Annotated in this window: 15 protein-coding genes and 2 riboswitches; of the genes, 3 read left to right on the plus strand and 12 right to left on the minus strand. The window is 64.8% G+C overall.

Annotation, left to right across the window (positions count from 1 at the left end):
• The 7 genes from atzF to J2X56_RS16910 all read right to left on the minus strand — a co-directional run bounded on the left by atzF (position 1) and on the right by J2X56_RS16910 (position 8,606).
• A complete protein-coding gene (atzF, locus tag J2X56_RS16880) occupies positions 1-1,416 on the minus strand; it encodes an allophanate hydrolase (protein ID WP_310161078.1) in 1,416 nt (471 codons plus the stop codon).
• Complete coding sequence (uca, locus tag J2X56_RS16885; RefSeq protein ID WP_310161080.1) at positions 1,413-5,036, minus strand: urea carboxylase; 3,624 nt, start codon at positions 5,034-5,036, stop codon at positions 1,413-1,415. Before uca ends, atzF begins: the two co-directional genes overlap by 4 nt.
• Before the next feature lie 98 nt (positions 5,037-5,134).
• Positions 5,135-5,770: an urea amidolyase associated protein UAAP2 gene (locus J2X56_RS16890; RefSeq protein WP_121040900.1), complete on the minus strand. Its 636-nt coding sequence runs from the start codon at positions 5,768-5,770 to the stop codon at positions 5,135-5,137.
• Positions 5,771-5,785: 15 nt separating this feature from the next.
• Positions 5,786-6,517, minus strand: coding sequence for an urea amidolyase associated protein UAAP1 (locus J2X56_RS16895; RefSeq protein ID WP_039783237.1), 732 nt, complete (start codon positions 6,515-6,517; stop codon positions 5,786-5,788).
• Position 6,518: 1 nt separating this feature from the next.
• Positions 6,519-7,295 carry an ABC transporter ATP-binding protein gene (locus tag J2X56_RS16900; RefSeq protein ID WP_209569415.1) on the minus strand — a complete coding sequence of 259 codons (777 nt, stop codon included), beginning with the start codon at positions 7,293-7,295 and terminating at the stop codon, positions 6,519-6,521.
• Positions 7,292-8,107 (minus strand): ABC transporter permease, encoded by an 816-nt coding sequence (locus tag J2X56_RS16905; protein ID WP_134134335.1) that lies wholly within the window; start codon positions 8,105-8,107, stop codon positions 7,292-7,294. The genes J2X56_RS16900 and J2X56_RS16905 overlap by 4 nt, the downstream gene beginning before the upstream one ends.
• A gap of 148 nt (positions 8,108-8,255) precedes the next feature.
• Positions 8,256-8,356: riboswitch (guanidine-I (ykkC/yxkD leader) on the minus strand.
• A gap of 94 nt (positions 8,357-8,450) precedes the next feature.
• Positions 8,451-8,606, minus strand: coding sequence for a hypothetical protein (locus J2X56_RS16910; protein ID WP_310161086.1), 156 nt, complete (start codon positions 8,604-8,606; stop codon positions 8,451-8,453).
• 440 nt (positions 8,607-9,046) lie between these two features.
• Positions 9,047-9,146: riboswitch (guanidine-I (ykkC/yxkD leader) on the plus strand.
• A gap of 67 nt (positions 9,147-9,213) precedes the next feature.
• Between J2X56_RS16910 and J2X56_RS16915 the strand changes: the two genes are divergently transcribed.
• The 3 genes from J2X56_RS16915 (at position 9,214) to J2X56_RS16925 (ending at position 12,132) form a co-directional block, all read left to right on the plus strand.
• Positions 9,214-10,290: a putative urea ABC transporter substrate-binding protein gene (locus J2X56_RS16915; protein WP_034333841.1), complete on the plus strand. Its 1,077-nt coding sequence runs from the start codon at positions 9,214-9,216 to the stop codon at positions 10,288-10,290.
• Positions 10,291-10,440: 150 nt separating this feature from the next.
• Entirely contained in the window at positions 10,441-11,373 is a 933-nt protein-coding gene (locus tag J2X56_RS16920; RefSeq protein WP_310161090.1) for a TorF family putative porin, read from the plus strand.
• A gap of 141 nt (positions 11,374-11,514) precedes the next feature.
• Complete coding sequence (locus tag J2X56_RS16925) at positions 11,515-12,132, plus strand: flavin reductase family protein (RefSeq protein ID WP_134134333.1); 618 nt, start codon at positions 11,515-11,517, stop codon at positions 12,130-12,132.
• 15 nt (positions 12,133-12,147) lie between these two features.
• Here J2X56_RS16925 and J2X56_RS16930 read toward each other — a convergent pair whose 3' ends face one another.
• From J2X56_RS16930 to J2X56_RS16950, 5 genes are all read right to left on the minus strand, one after another.
• Positions 12,148-12,591, minus strand: a complete 444-nt coding sequence (locus J2X56_RS16930) for a MarR family winged helix-turn-helix transcriptional regulator (protein WP_034333847.1) — start codon at positions 12,589-12,591, stop codon at positions 12,148-12,150.
• A 101-nt stretch (positions 12,592-12,692) separates the two neighbouring features.
• Positions 12,693-13,475, minus strand: coding sequence for an Asp/Glu racemase (locus J2X56_RS16935; protein ID WP_051156182.1), 783 nt, complete (start codon positions 13,473-13,475; stop codon positions 12,693-12,695).
• The gene (locus J2X56_RS16940; protein WP_310161096.1) at positions 13,472-14,497 is read right to left on the minus strand and encodes a carbon-nitrogen hydrolase family protein; all 1,026 of its coding nucleotides are present in this window, start codon (positions 14,495-14,497) and stop codon (positions 13,472-13,474) included. The genes J2X56_RS16935 and J2X56_RS16940 overlap by 4 nt, the downstream gene beginning before the upstream one ends.
• Before the next feature lie 60 nt (positions 14,498-14,557).
• A complete protein-coding gene (locus J2X56_RS16945) occupies positions 14,558-15,493 on the minus strand; it encodes a fumarylacetoacetate hydrolase family protein (protein ID WP_121040914.1) in 936 nt (311 codons plus the stop codon).
• A gap of 53 nt (positions 15,494-15,546) precedes the next feature.
• Positions 15,547-16,686, minus strand: coding sequence for a cupin domain-containing protein (locus J2X56_RS16950; RefSeq protein ID WP_310161099.1), 1,140 nt, complete (start codon positions 16,684-16,686; stop codon positions 15,547-15,549).
• Between the last annotated feature and the right edge of the window lie 31 nt (positions 16,687-16,717).

Consider the following 16,717-nt stretch of genomic DNA (forward strand, 5'->3'; position numbering starts at 1 on the left):
TCAAGCAGCCAGCAGCCGGCTTTCGATGTGACGCTGCCCGGCCAGCGGCCGCCCATGGGCGCGCTGCAGGGCATCGGCCACACCCAGCAGCCTCTGGTCGCTGAAGGCCGGACCGAATACCGTGATGCCCCAGGGCAGGCCGTTCTTCATGAAATTCATGGGCGTGGCCACGGCGGCGTAATCCAGCATGTTCATGAAGTTGGTGTACCAGCCCAGGTCCGAATTGCGCTGCACTGGCTGCTCGCGCAATTCTTCAAGCGTCACCGGGCGCGGATAGGCCGGCGTCACCACGCAATCGACGGTGGCCAGAATGCGGTCGCATTCGGCCTTCAGTTGCTGCAGGCGATATTGCGCGCGGAAGGTATCGACGGCGCTGAACTGCGGTGCCTTGCGCAGCACGTCGCGAATCACCGGCAGGATTTCCTCAGGCCGTTCCTGCAGCAGTGCCTCGATGGTGCTGTAGCGTTCTGCTACCCACGGCCCTTCGTAGAGCAGACGCGCTGCCTCCAGGAAGGGAGTGAAATCGATGGTCACGGGCACACCGCCGATGGCCTCCATCTGCTCCAGCGCCTCCACGAACAGGACCGGACTCTCGCTGCAGCCGAGGAATTCCAGCTGACGCGGCACCCCCACGCGCAAGCCTTTGCGCGGTGGCTGGAAGGCCGCAGCATCGTTGTGCGGCAGGTTGGCGCGGCTGTATTCATCGCGCTCATCGGGCTGCATGGCCTGCGTGCAAAGCGCCAGCAGGTGGCTGGCCTCGGCCGCCGTGGCAGTGAAGAAGGTCACGCAATCCAGCGTGCGGCAGGCGGGCACCACGCCGGCAGTGGAGAGCAAACCCTTGGTCGCCTTCAACCCGACCAGATTGTTCAGGGCGGCGGGAACGCGGCCACTGCCGGCGGTATCGGTGCCCAGTGCAAAACTGCTCAAGCCCAATGCCACCGCCAGCGACGAGCCGGAGGATGAACCGCCGGAAGGATAATCCGGATGCACGCTGTTGCGGCAAGCGCCATAGGGCGAACGCGTGCCGTTGAGGCCGGTGGCGAACTGATCCAGATTGCATTTGCCCACGGGGATCGCGCCCAGTGCGATGAGCTGCGCCACCAGCGTGGCGCTCTCGCGCGGCACGTAGCTGAAGGCCGGACAGGCGGCCGTAGTGGGGATGCCGGCCAGGTCGATGTTGTCCTTGATCGAGAACGGCACGCCATACAGGGGCAGGCTGTGCGGGGATTGCCCTTCCAGTGCCTGCAGGTAGGGCTCGGTTTCCTCCTCGCTCAAGAGATGGATGTAGAGCCGGTATTGCGGGTTGAGCGCGATGGCACTCTCACGCAGGCGGCCGATCACGGCGCGCGGCGACAGGCTGCCATCACGATAGGCCGCCGTGAGCGCATCGATGCGCAGGTCAAAGGAATGGATCATGCGGCCTCCTCTTCAGTGTTTTCCATGACCAGCACGCACTGTCCCGCGCGCACCGGACTACCCGGCTGCACCCGCACTTCGGCGACGATGCCCGCTTCAGGCGCGGTGATGTTGATTTCCATCTTCATCGACTCCAAGATCATCAGCAGCTCACCCTGCGCTACACGCTGGCCGGGACTGACCTTGACCTGCCACAGGTTGCCGGCAATCGGTGCATCCACGGACAATTGGCCCGCCTGCAGCGGCTGGTGATCTTGCACGATGGCGCTGCTCTCCTCGCTCTCGTAGTTGGCCTGGCCGCTGGCGATCCAGCGCTGGCGTTCGGCATCGAAGGCGGCCTGCTGGTGCTGGCGGAAGGCGGCAATCCCCTCGGCTTCGCGCTGCAGGAACTCCTGGTAGTCCGCCAGGTTCAGCTGGGTCTCTTCGATGCCGACCTCGAAGCGGCCCAGCGGGAAATCGCGGCGGATGGTCTGCAATTCTTCGGCCGTGACCGGATAGAAACGAATCTGGTCAAAGAAGCGCAGCAACCACGGCTTGCCCCGGAAGGCGGCGACCTCGCGATAGCGGTTCCACATCTGCAGCGTGCGGCCCACGAACTGGTAGCCGCCCGGCCCTTCCATGCCATAGATACACATGTAGGCGCCGCCGATGCCCACCGAATTCTCGGCAGTCCAGGTGCGCGCCGGGTTGTACTTGGTGGTGACCAGGCGATGGCGCGGGTCCAGCGGTGTGGCCACCGGCGCGCCCAGGTAGACGTCGCCCAGTCCCATGACCAGGTAGCTGGCATCGAAGACCGTCTCACGCACCGCACCGATGTCCTTGAGGTCGTTGATGCGGCGGATGAATTCCAGATTGCTGGGACACCAGGGCGCATCCTTGCGCACCGTGGTCATGTATTTCTCGATGGCGAGCTGGCAGGCCGGATCGTCCCAGGACAAAGGCAGATGCACGATACGCGACGAAACCGTCAGGTTTTGGCGGGCACAGACGGCGTCCCACAATCCGGCGATGGTTTCCAGCAGCCTTGGCAAGGGCAGCGCTTCGGGCTGGTAATGCACTTGCAGCGAACGGATGCCGGGGGTCAGGTCGATCACGCCAGGCAAGGCCTGTTCTTCCAGCGCCGCGATCAGGGCGTGCACGCGGAAGCGCAGTACCAGGTCCAGTTGCGGGCTACCCACTTCCAGCAGCAGGTTGGCATCGCCCGACAGGCGCGCCACCAGCCGTTGTTCGTCCTGGCCCAGGTCCAGCACGATAGGCGAAGCCAGCGGTGCCGGCGACCAGTCCACCGCTTGCGCCTGCAGGCTGGCGATACCGGCATGCGCTGCCAGAGCGATGCGGCGTGCCGTGCTCACGTCCACCGGAATGAAGCGGACCTTGTCGCCCGCCTTGAGCTGGCCGATCTGCCAGAGATCGGCCTCGATCACCGTGACCGGGCAGACAAAGCCGCCCAGGCTGGGGCCATCCGGCCCGAGGATCACCGGCATGTCGCCGGTGAAATCGACGGCACCCACGGCATAGGGATTGTCATGGATGTTGGAGGGATGCAGCCCGGCTTCGCCGCCGCTGTCGCGCACCCATTCCGGTTTGGGACCGATCAGGCGCACGCCGGTGCGGCTGGAATTGAAATGGACTTCCCAGTCGGTGGCGAAGAAGGTCTCCATGTAGGCCGGCGTGAAATACTCCGGCGCACCATGCGGACCATAGATCACGCGGACCGGCCGCACCTGCTCCAGCGCAGGATACAGATCGGCCGGCAAGACCTGGCCGGCCGCGGGCATCTCATCGCTGGCCAGCGGCAGCAGATGCAGGATGTCGCCACTGGCCAGCGCGCGGCCCGCGTGGCCACCGAACTGGCCCAGCGTGAAGGTGCTGCGGCTGCCAAGATAGGCAGGGACCTGCACGCCGCCGTGCACAGCGAGGTAGCTGCGCGCACCGGCCCCGCTGATGGTGCCGAGCTTCAAGGTACTGCCGGCAGCAATGTGCAGCACGGTGGCCATTGGCTGGGCCACGCCATCGAGCAGCACCGGGATCACGGCACCGGTCACCACCACGCAGGCAGCGGTATTGAAGCGCAATACCGGACCCATCATCGTCACTTCCAATCCGGCCGCATCCTCGGCATTGCCCAGCAGACGATTGCCCAGCCGCAAGGCGCGCTCATCCATCGGGCCCGAGGGCGGCACACCGACCGCCCAGTATCCGATGCGGCCGGGATGGTCCTGCACCGTGGTCTGGGTACCGGGCGACAGCACCTCCACGGTATCGGCGCGATAAACCAGATGTTCCAGGCAGCGCGTCCATGGCTGGCCGCTGGCGAACGGGACATCGTCGAGGATCTGGCGCAGGTAGTGCTGGTTGGTCTCCACGCCGTACAGCGCGGTCTCGCGCAGCGCGGAATTGAGCGCCACACGGGCTGCCTCGCGGGTGGGCTGCCAGCTGATGAGCTTGGCGATCATGGGATCGAAATACGGCGGGATCTCGCATCCGGCCTCGACCCAGGTATCGATGCGCAACGCCTGTCCATCGGCGTCCGGAAAACCGACGGCGGTCAGCAGGCCCGGGCAAGGCTGGAACTGGCGGCCCGGGTCTTCCGCATACAGGCGCGCCTGGATCGCATGGCCACGCGGCTGCAGACCGGCCACCAATTGCGCCAGCGGCGGCAGGTCGCCAGCGGCCAGCTCGATCATCCAGCGCACCAGATCCACGCCCCAGACCTGTTCGGTCACGCCATGTTCCACCTGCAGGCGCGTATTGACTTCGAGGAAGTAGAACTGCCCGGCCAGGCTGTCATAGACGAACTCCACCGTGCCGGCACTGCGGTAGTTCACCGCCTTGGCCAGCTTGATGGCCGCCGCGCACAAGGCGTCGGCCATGCCCTCGGGCAGGTTGGGGGCGGGAGTTTCCTCCAGCACCTTTTGATTGCGTCGCTGTACCGAGCAGTCACGCACACCCAATGCGATCACCTCGCCTTGGCCATCCCCGAAGACCTGCACTTCCAGATGGCGGGCGCGCTCGATATATTTCTCGATGAAGACGCCGGCGTCGCTGAAATTGTTCTGGCCCAGGCGACGCACCGAATCGAAGGCATCGCCCAGTTCGGCATCGCTGCGGCAGACGCGCATGCCGATGCCGCCACCGCCGGCCGTGCTCTTCAGCATCACCGGATAGCCGACGCGGGATGCAGCGGCCAGCGCATCATCGATGCTCTCCAGCAGGTCGGTGCCTTCCAGCATCGGCACGCCCTGTTCGCGTGCCAGTGCGCGCGCGGTGTGCTTGAGTCCGAAGATGCGCAACTGCGGCGGCGTCGGGCCGACGAAGGCAATGCCGGCCGCTTCGCAGGCTTCGGCGAAGGCGGCATTTTCGGAGAGGAAGCCATAGCCCGGGTGGATGGCTTGCGCGCCGCTGTCGCGGGCGGCGGCCAGGATCTTGTCCACGGCAAGATAGGTCTGGGCGGCCGGTCCTTCTCCCAGCGAGATGGTGCGGTCGGCCTGCAAGACGTGCAGGCTGCCGAGGTCAGCTTCGGAATAGACGCACACGCCGGTCACGTCCAGCGTGCGCAAGGTGCGCAGGATGCGGCAGGCAATGGCGCCGCGATTGGCGATGAGCAAGTGGTCAAACATGGAATGGGCCTGGAAATCCGGGTCGTCCCGTGATTCGAAAAACCGGCTCGCGGTCGTCCGCGAGCGGTGCACTACTGCGGTCGTTCAAGCGGTGCGGATCAGTCCCACACCAGCACTTCGGCCGCCGTGGGGTTCCAGCCGTTGCAGGGATTGTTGAGCTGCGGGCAGTTGGAGATCAGCACGATGAGATCCTGCTCGGCGCGCAGCTCCACGTACTTGCCGGCGGCCGAAATGCCATCCTCGAAAGTGAGACCGCCCTCGGGGGTGACCGGCACGTTCATGAAGAAGTTGATGTTGGCGCCGATGTCGCGCTTGTTGAGGCGGCCATCGTGCAGACAGGCACAGAGGAAATTGTCGCGGCAGCTGTGCATGTAGCGTTTGTCCAGCGCATAGCGCACGGTATTGCTCTCCTGCGCGCAGGCCCCGCCCAGCGTGTCATGGCGGCCGCAGGTATCGGCCACGATGGTGGCCAGTGCGCGGCCCAGGTTGGAATACAGCACGCTGCCCGCACCCAGGTAGGCGCGATTCTGGCGGCGCAGGGTGCGCTGGGGATCGTAGCGTTCACGCGGATTGGCGGCGCTGTAGAACAGCGTATCGATGGCCTGGTTGCCTTCCAGGTCCAGCAGGCGCACGGTCTGCCCGGCGCCGAGGTTGAAGAGATAGGGTTCGCCGGCCGGGATCACGTGACGGAACACGGCTTGTTCGGGGGCGCGCTGGCTTTCGATGATGTGCATGTGAGTCTCCCTGGTTCAGAGATGGAAGCGTTCAGTGTTGTGGAAGGCGCGCTCGTTCTCGGGGCGAGAATGGCGGCAGGCATGGGTGCTGTCGTCGCTGTGCGTCTGCAGCCATGCCAGCCGGACCGGGCGCGGTGCGTAGTGCGGATGCGGGTCCATCGGATGCTGCAGGGCCGTCAGGATGATGAGCGTGTCCATCGGCGCGGCCAGTTCGATGAAGTCACCCGCCTTGGAATTGCCGGGCACGAAGTGGAAAACGCCCTCGGCATCCACGTTCACGCGCGAGAACAGGTTCACCACCATCAGCAGGTCCTGCAGGTCGAGGTTCCACTTGCCCATTTCCACCAGCAGGTTGTCGGCGCCGTTGCGATGGAATCCGTTGCGCAATTCCTGGTAGCGGCCCTGGCCGTATTTCTCGCGCACCTCTTCGGCATTGAGCACGCCGCCGAAGCTGTCATGCCAGCCGCAGGTGTCTTCGGTGATGGCCGCCAGCACGCGGCCCATGTCGGAGTACAGGCAGTGACCGGCCTGCAGGCGCGCGGTGTGCTGGCCCTTGAGGGTGTCGGGCAGGTTCAGGCGTTCGCTGGGCTGCTGGGCGTTCAGCATCATCATGCTGACGTTGGCACCGCCTTCGATGTCGGTGATGCGCAGCGATTGCCCGCGCTTGAGGATGAAGGACGTATGGCCGCCGCCGGGCAGCAGTTCTTCGTAGAGTCTGGCCTGCAGGGCCAGGGGATCCTTGCTCATGTCAGCTTTCCTTTGCAGTGAGGAGGGAGGCCAGCTTGTCCGCCTGTTCGCGGGCACGGGCCTCGTTGAGGGCGATGTCGTAAGTGATGTGGGCCCCGTAGGCCTGCGGGTATTGCGGATCGGCGCGCACCTTGTCGAACACCAGCAGCCGTGTGCCCAGAGTGAAGCCTTCGGAGAGGTCATGGGTGACCATGAAGACGGTCAGGCCGCTGTCCTTCCACAGGTCCAGCAGCAGCGCATGCATCTCCTTGCGGATGCCCGGATCGAGGGCACCGAAGGGTTCATCCAGCAACAGCACGCGCGGACGCACGATGAGCGCCTGGGCAATCGCCAGCCGTTGCTGCATGCCGCCCGACAGGCTGCTGGGATACAGGTCCAGCGCGTGGCCCAGACCGACACGATGCAGCAGCTGCGCCGCCTCTTCGCGGGCGCGCCGCTTGGCACCGCCGAACAGGCGCCCCAGCAACGGCGACTGGGGCAGTTCCAGACCAATGGCCACGTTGTCCAGCACGTTCAGATGGGGGAACACGGAATAGCGCTGGAACACCACGCCGCGCGTGGCATCAGGTTCGGCCGGGAAGGGCTGGCCCTGCAGCAGCAGCTGGCCCTTGCTCGGACGCTCCTGCCCCAGCAGCAAGCGCAGGAAAGTGGACTTGCCACAGCCGGAAGCACCGACCAGGGTACAGAACTGGCCTTCTTCCACGCGCAGGTTGAGGCGCTCCAGCACCACGTTCTGGCCGTATTGCTGCCACACGTTGCGGATCTCGATGTAGCTCATGCGCGGCCTCCTTCAGCCCAGGGGAAGAAGCGGCGGTGGATGGCACGCAGAGACCAGTCCATCAGCCACGCCAGCAGCGTGATCCAGACCACGTAGGGCAGGATCACGTCCATGGCCAGATAGCGGCGCACGAGGAAGATGCGATAGCCCAAACCAGCCGTTGCCGAAATCGCTTCCGCAGAAATGAGAAACAGCCACGCCGCCCCCAGCGACAGGCGCAGCGAGACCAGCAGGCGTGCCAGCATCTGCGGCAGGGCCACGCGCAGCACAACGGTCCAGCTGTTGGCGCCGAGTGTCTGCGCCTTGATCAGCAGTTCGGCAGGGATGGCGCGGCCGGTGTGTTCGAGATCACGCGCCAGCAAGGGCGTGACGCCGATGACGATCAACATCACCTTGGACAATTCATCCAGCCCCATGACGATGAAGAGAATCGGCAGGATCGCCAGCGGCGGCACCATCGAGATCACGGTCAGCAGCGGCGAGAATCCTGCGCGCAGCACCGGGAAGATGCCGTTGGCGATGCCCAGCACCAGCCCGGCCACGGCCGCGATGCCCAGGCCCAGCAGCACGCGCTGCAGGCTGGCCAGGGTGTCGCTCCAGAACAGGTAGTCGCCGGTGCGCGGGTCTTCCATGAAGGCCATGTGACGGACCGCATCGACCATCTGCGCGAGGCTGGGCAGGAGCTTGTCATTGGGATTGTCGGCCAGGCGCGTGGCCGAGCCGAAGGCGTACAGCAGCGCCAGGATGAGGAAGGGCAGGAGCGTCAGCAGCCACTGCCCTGAGCGGCCGGGATGGCGATTCAGGAAACGCATGGCGCGCCTCCCTGTGGCAAGGACCGAGGCAGGGACGGACGCAGCACGCGGGCTGCGGGATGGAACCTGGGGTGGCGAACAGCGATCACGGGAAACTCCGGTCGGGGTTGAACAAAAGCAGGAGCAGCGCGGCACCTGTGGTGCAACTCTCTCCCGGGCTTTTGTCCCGCCGTGTAACCTCGACCGAGGTCGCCGGCTCTCGGACCAGTCATCTGCCTGCGGCAGACCGGAACCCTAGCCAGCTATTTGAACGTCTTGTGCAGCCGTCGGATGATCAGGTCATTGTCAGATCATCGGTGCGGGCTGCTCTGCATGTCATTGGATTTCAGCAAATTCCATACCATCAGCGCGCACGGCGCAGCCAGCGCACCGCATGCGCAAGCACTTCAATGAGCAGCAATGAAGTGCGCATGCGGCCACAGAGCGGCAGGGCCTGTGCGGCCTCGCTGGAAAAGGCGAAGGGAAAAACGGAAGTGTCGTGAGATCGGGTCATGGGCATGGTCTGCTCCTGCGAACATGGCCTGGCCGTCCAGGGATGGTTGCCGCCGCCACGCGTGATGCATGCGCTTCATTTGCTTCGGCCCAAGTCGTCTTGGCTCGCCCTCGGCGAGAACGACAATCTTGCATGCAAGATCCAGACCAGCCCTGCATGCCCTTGCGCTCCCGGCGCAAACCCGCACCTGTACTGGTTCGCAGCCAATCACGTGAAACTTCGCGGATCGCTGGAGCGCAAGCATGGTGCAAACCGGCACCGATTTGGCGCGCGCACGATGCGCCAGCATCGCTCACGGGTGACGCAGCGAATGGCGCGTTGAACCGTTCGCTATTAATAGCGAAAACCGGCATCCCGCATCATCGACATCGCATCCGGGCATTGGCATGAACCTTGCTGAAAAGCGAGCGGGAGCCGGCGAGTCCGGTCTTGAGTCAGCACAATTTGCAATGGACAGCTAGGGTTCCGGTTCGCTGGTGCGGATGTCTGGTCCGAGAGCAGTCGACCTCGCAAGGGGTTACACGGCGGGAGAAAAGCCCGGGAGATGACGCGTTCGCAACGACCGCGCCGCTCCCGGGCTTTTTTCCAATAAACCCTTCGAGGACCCTACGCCGTGTACAACATTTCCCGAATCCTTGGTGGCGCTGCCATCGCCCTGGCCGCCTTCACGGGCGCGCTTTCATCGGCCCACGCCGCCCCCCGCACCGACTTCAAGGTCTGTACCTCCATCTATGCCGGCTGGATGCCCTGGGGCGAAGCTCAGGCACAAGGCATCCTGGCCAAGTGGGGCAAGAAGTACGGCATCACCATCAGTGCCGTGCAGTTGAACGACTACGTGGAGTCGATCAACCAGTACACCGCCGGCAAGTTCGACGGCTGCACCATGACCAACATGGATGCGCTCACCATTCCCGCCGCCGGTGGCGTGGACTCCACTGCCCTGATCGTGGGCGACTATTCCAACGGCAACGATGGCATCGTGCTCAAGGGGAAGAACAAGAAGCTGGCCGACATCAAGGGCCAGTCGGTGCAGCTGGTGGAATTCTCGGTCTCGCACTACCTGCTGGCGCGCGCGCTGGAAACGGCCGGCCTGCGCGAGCGTGACGTCAAGGTGGTCAACACCAGCGATGCCGACATCACTGCCGCCTTCGCCACCCCGGCCGTCACCAGCACGGTGACCTGGAACCCGATGCTGTCCTCGATTGCGGCCTCGCCCGATGTGTCGCTGGTCTACACCTCCAAGCAGCTGCCCGGCGAAATCATGGACCTGATGGTGGTCAACACAAAAACCCTGCAGGAAAACCCCGCCTTCGGCAAGGCCCTCACCGGTGCCTGGTACGAGATGATGGCCATCATGACCGCCAAGGATGAGCGCGCCACGCGCGCGCTGACCGCCATGGGCAAGGCTTCCGGCACCGACCTGGCGGGCTTCCAGTCGCAGCTGGCGGCCACCGCCATGTTCTACCAGCCCAAGGCAGCGCTGGAATTCGCCACCAAGAAGGAGCTGCCGGCCATCATGGGCCGCATCGCCAAGTTCAGCTTTGACCACGGCATCCTCGGTCCCAACGTCAAGAGCGCCGATGGCATCGGCGTCGCCTTCGACGGCAACGTGGTGATCGGCGACAAGAAGAACGTCAAGCTGCGCTTCGACCCGGCCTACATGAAGATGGCGGCCGACGGAAAACTTTAAGTTTTTCGCGCACACGCGCGCACAACGTCACCACCACAACAGCATTACCCACTGTCTTGCGCGGGTCCGGCAACGGACCCGCCGGGGCCTGCTCGTCCCTTGCTTTCACACTGATCCACGCTGCTTCCAGACCAAACCACGGAGAGAACCTTGACTACCTACGCCACGTCCCTGTCGCGCCTTTGCGGCCTCGGCACCTGCGCCGCTGCCCTCACCACCCTGCTGGCCTGCGCTCCGGCGCTGGCCGATGATGCCGCGCCGGCTGCGGCCCCGGCCGGTCCGTGGACCATCACCAAACACATCGACCTGGCCTCGCGCTATGTGCTGCGCGGCGTCACCACCACCTACGGCAACGGCCAGCCGCTGGGCAATGCCGGTGCCGACGCGCCCGAATCGGACCAGGCTGCGCTGCAATGGGGCATCGACTTCGTCCACAGCAGTGGCTGGAGCTTCGGCTACTGGGCCTCGACCATCAATTATTCGTACAAGCAGCTGGGCAATTCCTATAGCGATCGCAGCATCACCGAATTCCAGAAACCGCGTTCGGTGGAAAACGATTTCTACTTCGCCTACGCCGGCAACATCAGCGGCGACCTCGGCTATACCCTGGGCATGACCGGCTACTACTACGCCAACGGCAGCCATGCCAATGCGCTGGAAACCAAGGCCGGCCTGACCTGGGGCGCGCTGTCCTTCAATGCGCAGACGCTGCTCAACGACGTGGTCTGGGGCAACAAGGGCGATACCTACTGGACCCTGGTCTACACCAAGCCGCTGCCCTACGACATCACCTTCACCGGCACGCTGGGCGCCTACACCTACAGCCGCGAGGGCAAGTATCTCGGCACACGCGACACCGCCACCGGTGCCTCCTGCGGGGCAGGCCAGGCCTTCGTGGTCAATGGCTGCTTCGCCGGCAACGGCCCCAGCAGCGGCGGCCTGCGCCACCTGACGCTGGGCCTGTCGGCGCCCTTCCCCGACTCTTCCATCACCTGGTCGCTGCAGGCCATCCTCGGTGGCTACAACCGCTTTGACGTCAAGCAGGGCAATCAGCTGGTGGGCATGCTGAGCTGGGGCTTCTGAACCGGGTAGCATTCACAGTCCAGGCAGCGCGGTGACCGTCCGTATCTGGCAGCTTTGATGCGGCGGTCCCCCTGCCTGGACGGCAGGCGCGACATAATACGGTTTCCATCCGTATCCGGCAGCGCTTGCCCGCATATCGCAATGAGCCCACTCTTTCACCGCTATGAACCGCGCCACGGCCACGGCCTGGCGCACGATCCCATCCCGTCCATCCTGGGTCCGCGCCCGATCGGCTGGATCTCCACGCTCAATGCCGAGGGCCGTCCCAACCTGGCGCCCTACAGCTTCTTCAACATCTTCAACTACCGGCCACCCATCGTCGCCTTCGCCAGCGTCGGCAAGAAGGACAGCGTGCGCAATGCCGAGGCAACCGGCGAATTCGTCTACAACCTGGCCACGCGGGCGCTGGCCGGGCAGGTCAACCAGAGCAGCCTGGAACAAAGCGAAGTCAATGAATTCGAGCTGGCCGGACTGACGCCGGTAACGGGCTTGGTGGTGGCCGCACCGCGCGTGGGCGAGAGCCCGGTGGCGATGGAATGCAAGGTGACACAGATCCAGCCGCTGACCACGCTGGAGGGCCGCACGCTGGACACCTGGATGGTCTACGGAGAAGTGGTGGCGGTGCACATCGACCAGTCGCTGCTGGTCGATGGCGTCTACGATACGGCAGCGGCGCAGCACATCCTGCGCGGCGGCGGACCGGCGGATTACTTCGAGGTGCTGCCGCAGGGCCGGTTCCAGATGCGGCGGCCCAAGTAAGCGCTGCGCGCCGGGTCAGCGCTGCGGACGATAGCGCGTGATGATTTCCTGCAGGAGTTCCTTGAGCATCTCCACCTTCTGCGGATTCATCGAGGCCAGCACCTCGCGCTCGTGCTGCTCGGCCAGTTCGATCAGGCCCGAGACCAGCCGGCGGCCATTGCGCGTGACCCGCACCAGCGTGAAGCGACGATCATCCTGGCTGGTGGTGCGCTCGACATGGCCCTGCGCTTCCAGCCGCAACAGCAGCCGCGTGACCGTGGGCTGCTTGCTCACCGCCGCATCGGCCAGGGCCGAGATGCTCATGCCGCCGTTGCTGGCCAGAATCGACAGCACGCGCCATTCCAGCACCGACAGGCCGTGTGCTTCCACCACCGCATGAAACTGGGTCGACAACAGCTGCCAGGCTTGCCCCAGCAGAGCCGGCAGGTAGTTGTCGACGAATGCCTTTGACTTTGCCATTCCCCTCGCTGCCTCTTCTTCTGAAAGCAGCAAGGATACCCCGTCCCCGGGCGCAATGGGGAGACCCATGGCTTCCCCGGACGGGGCTTTCTTGACCCCGCTCAATAGCGCCCCGACAGCAGCGCGCCAAAACCCGGCACGGCGGTACTCAACTCCAGCCGCTTGAGCATCATGTAGGTGGTGGCCACCGAGGAAGACAGCACCGGCAGGCCGACGCGATCCTCAATGGCCTGCACCGAGGCCAGCGAAGGCATCTGCACGCAGGCCGAGGCCACGACGGCATCCACGCCCCGGGTGTCGAGACGCTTGGTGATCTCGATGGGTGCACGCGGATCCTGGCGGCCGACTTCCAGATTGTCCGGAATTTCCAGCGAGATGCTATCGACCACTTCGATGCCTTCGTTCTCGATGTAATCGATCACCAGTTGCGTGAGCGGTTTCATGTAGGGCGTGAGGATGGACACCTTCTTGGCCCCGATGGCATGCAGGCCGTCGACCAGCGCACCGGCGCTGGTCACCACCGGAGCCGGGCCGCCATTGTCCACGGTGCGCTGGTGCAGGCGCTGCTCGGAGACGCGGTGATAGCCACGCCCCATGCTCATGATGGCCACCAGACAGGCATAGCCGAGCACATCCACCCGCGCATCCGACAATTCCAGCGCGCAGCGGTCGCTGTCGCCATCCATGGCGGCCAGCTCTTCCTTGGTGACGTGCTTCATGCGCATGCGGCTGGAATGGAAGGTGAAACGCTCCGGCAGAATCAGTTCCCGCGCACGCAGGATGGCCGGGATCTCGGTCTCCATGGTGGTATTGGAGGAGGGCACGATCTGCCCGATGCGATAGCTGCGGGCACTGTCGGCGGCTTGGCTGACTTTCGTGGTCATGGGCGATCCTTTTGAATTTCCGCCACGACCTCGACCGGCACTTCATCCATGACAGAGTCGCCATCGGAGAAATGCGCAGCCTGCAAGGGCTGGCGATTGACGTTGAGATTGAAGACATCGAAGCGGTTGTAGTGGCCGGTGATGTCGTGCATCTGGCGCGGCTGGATGCAGCGCGACAGATCGATGTCGGCATAGACGATGCCTTCCTCATCGATCAGCGGGCTGCCGATCACCCGCCCATCCGGACCCAGCACGCCGGAGAAGGCGCTGTTGCGGCGTGACAGCAGCGCGCGGGCCTGCGGGTGGCTGGCTTCCATGGCCTGGATGATCTCTTCCGAGACGGTCGAGCAGGACACGATGGTGAACACCTTGCCCTCGAAACAGTGGGCCGCTGCACGCACCTTGATGGCCTCGGCCATGTCGTAGTCGGCCGGGGCTACCGGCAGCGCAATGTAGCTGGCCACGTGCACCAGCTCGCCCTGCGCCAGCAGCGAGAAGCGCGCCAGCGTATTGGTGTTTTCCCCACAGGCCAGCGCACCGAGCGGACCGATGCTGGTCTGGTGCACGCGCAGGCCCGACGCATCGCCCGGGGCCCAGGTCAGCTTCTCGGCCCAGGTCGGCACCAGCTTGCGATGGCGGCCGATGATGCGGCCATCATCGGCGATGGTGACCACAGTGTTGTAGATCGTGCCGATGCCGTGGCGGTTGCGTTCGTTCACGCCCACCACCACGTTGATCTGGTGGCGCGCGGCCGCCTGCGCGATCTTGCTGATCTCGGGACCGGGGATCTCGATGGCCGAACGCACCAGGCGTTCGAACCAGCTGCTGCCCTCGATCGGGTTCATGATCCAGCTCCAGTAGGGATAGCCGGCCACGAACACTTCCGGGAAAGCCACCAGCTTTGCCCCATGGCCGGCGGCTTCGGCGATCAGCGCCACCACCTTGTCCACCGTGGCATCGGTATCGAGGAAGACCGGGGCCGCCTGGACCGCTGCGGCCTTGAAACGTTGAAGTTCGAGCATGTCAGTTCCTTGGTGAGAGAACGGCGGCCCGCACGGCAGACCGCACTTGAATCTGAAGGCTTAGGCCTTGCCCGGCGGCAGCTCGCCCACGGCGACGATGGGGTTGCGCAGGCTGCCGATCTTCTCGACGGTGGCCACCACCACGTCACCCGGCCACATCCATTCCTGCGGCGAACGGCCGGCACCGACACCGGCGGGGGTGCCGGTGGCGATGATGTCGCCTGGTTCCAGGGTGATGCCGGCGCTGATGTCGGCGATCAGGGTGTCGACCTTGAAGAGCATGTGGCGGGTGTTGGAACTCTGCTTGGTCACGCCGTTGACGGTCAGGCTCAGGTCCAGGTTGTGCGGGTCGGGAATCTCGTCGGCGGTGACGATCATGGGGCCGAAGGGCGCGTAGGTGTCCTGGCCCTTGGAATAGATCCACTGGCCTGCGCGGCGGTTGTCACGGGCGCTGATGTCGTTCATGACGCTGTAGCCGAACACGTAGTCCAGCGCATCGGTCTTGCTCACGCCCTTGGCCTGCTTGCCGATGATGACGGCCAGTTCCACTTCCCAGTCCATCTGGCGGGTGATGGCCTGGTTGTGCTCGATGGCGTCACCCTGGCCGATCACGGTGGTGGGCGGCTTGGAGAAGATCACCGGCTGCTTGGGCAGCTCCTTGGAGGTATCCAGGGTACGGCTGGACTCTTCCACGTGTTCCACGTAGTTCAGGCCGATGCCGAAGATGTTCTTGCGCGGACGCGGAATCGGTGCCAGCAGCCGGACATTGACCAGCGGACGGGCCACGCCCACCGGCCACTGGCCGCGATGGCGCTCCAGCAGCGCGGTGGTGCTGGTGATGGCACACGGGCCGAGGTCGATGAAGTCCAGCATGTTGTCGGGCAGTGCCTCGCCGGCGTACAGGCCCAGCTGTTGCAGGTCGACGACCAGGTCATCGACGATGGCGCCCAGGCGGGCGGCGGCGCTCACATTGGCGCGGTAGGTAACCAGTTTCATGGCATCTCACTCCTGTTGGATGTTGGTAGGGCGTTCAGAAAATCCCTGCAGCCTCACGCGGCTGCGGGGGTAATGGCGGGTTGGTGGCCGTGGTGCTCGGCATAGGCTTCTTCGCGATACAGGCCCAGCTTCTCCATGACCGGCAAATCGCTGAAGCAGAACAGGCAGGCATCCTCGCTGGCGCTGCCATTGACGTGCTCATGCCAGGCCCAGGACGGAACGCAGAAGATGTCGCGCTCCTTCCAGTCGAAGCGCTGGCCATCGATGATGGAATGGCCATGGCCCTTGGCCACCTGGTAGATGAAGCTGCCGGTATGGCGATGCGCGCGGCCCGCGAAACCCGGACGCAGCAACTGCATGCTGGCACCGATGGTGGCCATCACGTGGCCGCCGCTGACCGGGTTGGTGTAATGCATCAGCAGGCCATCAAAGGGGCTGCCCTCGGTGGCGCGGGCGTAGCGTTGCAGGGCTTCATAGGTCGGTCCCCACTGGTACTTGAAGAGCGGCGAGTAGGGCCTGTTCCAGCCCACATCCTGCGGACGCAGGCCCGGTGCGCCCCACAGCGCCACCGCATCGTCGACCGGATGGGTCACGGCCTGGTGCAGGTCGGGATGGACGGCGTAGAAGCCGGCCTCCAGCGCATTGACCAGCGGAATGTCCAGGCCGTCCTGCCAGATGCAGGGCAGGCCATCGGCTTCCACGCCGTGTTCGTGCCAGGTGCCATTGGGGGTGAGCACGAAGTCATTGGCTTCCAGCGTCATCTTGTGGCCGTCGACGATGGTGTAGGCACCGCGTCCCTCCATGATGAAGCGCAGGGCCGAGGAGGAATGCGCGTGCGCACTGGCGACCTCGCCCGGATGCATCACCTGCAGGCCGGAATAGAGCCAGCCGACAGCGGCCGATACCTCGCGGCGGCCCGGATTGTCGAGATAGATCACGCGCCGGCCCGCCTTCTCCGGCGAGACCAGCGCCACCGAACGCAGCACGTGTTCGCGCAGCTCGGCATAGCGCCACAGCACCGGCACCGATTGCGATTTCGGCTGCCAGGGCTCGATCTTGTTGGCCACCGTCCAGAGTGCGCCGGTCTTCAACTGTTCCAGCTGGCGGTAGTAGGCCAGCAGTTCCGGCGTGTCCGAGACATCGGCACGGCCGGCCACGCTTTCGCGGTACTGATCGTAGGTGTCATTGCTCACGATGCTTCCCTTTCATTGACGGATGGACGGC

The sequence above is a fragment of the Herbaspirillum sp. 1173 genome (assembly GCF_031455335.1).
Taxonomy (GTDB): domain Bacteria; phylum Pseudomonadota; class Gammaproteobacteria; order Burkholderiales; family Burkholderiaceae_D; genus Herbaspirillum; species Herbaspirillum huttiense.

Bases quoted from the DNA above. Each gene is read 5' to 3' on its own strand.
- atzF (WP_310161078.1), bottom strand. From the start codon at position 1,416: ATGATCCATTCCTTTGACCTGCGCATCGATGCGCTCACGGCGGCCTAT.
- uca (WP_310161080.1), bottom strand. From the start codon at position 5,036: ATGTTTGACCACTTGCTCATCGCCAATCGCGGCGCCATTGCCTGCCGC.
- J2X56_RS16890 (WP_121040900.1), bottom strand. From the start codon at position 5,770: ATGCACATCATCGAAAGCCAGCGCGCCCCCGAACAAGCCGTGTTCCGT.
- J2X56_RS16895 (WP_039783237.1), bottom strand. From the start codon at position 6,517: ATGAGCAAGGATCCCCTGGCCCTGCAGGCCAGACTCTACGAAGAACTG.
- J2X56_RS16900 (WP_209569415.1), bottom strand. From the start codon at position 7,295: ATGAGCTACATCGAGATCCGCAACGTGTGGCAGCAATACGGCCAGAAC.
- J2X56_RS16905 (WP_134134335.1), bottom strand. From the start codon at position 8,107: ATGCGTTTCCTGAATCGCCATCCCGGCCGCTCAGGGCAGTGGCTGCTG.
- J2X56_RS16910 (WP_310161086.1), bottom strand. From the start codon at position 8,606: ATGCCCATGACCCGATCTCACGACACTTCCGTTTTTCCCTTCGCCTTT.
- J2X56_RS16925 (WP_134134333.1), top strand. From the start codon at position 11,515: ATGAGCCCACTCTTTCACCGCTATGAACCGCGCCACGGCCACGGCCTG.
- J2X56_RS16930 (WP_034333847.1), bottom strand. From the start codon at position 12,591: ATGGCAAAGTCAAAGGCATTCGTCGACAACTACCTGCCGGCTCTGCTG.
- J2X56_RS16935 (WP_051156182.1), bottom strand. From the start codon at position 13,475: ATGACCACGAAAGTCAGCCAAGCCGCCGACAGTGCCCGCAGCTATCGC.
- J2X56_RS16940 (WP_310161096.1), bottom strand. From the start codon at position 14,497: ATGCTCGAACTTCAACGTTTCAAGGCCGCAGCGGTCCAGGCGGCCCCG.
- J2X56_RS16945 (WP_121040914.1), bottom strand. From the start codon at position 15,493: ATGAAACTGGTTACCTACCGCGCCAATGTGAGCGCCGCCGCCCGCCTG.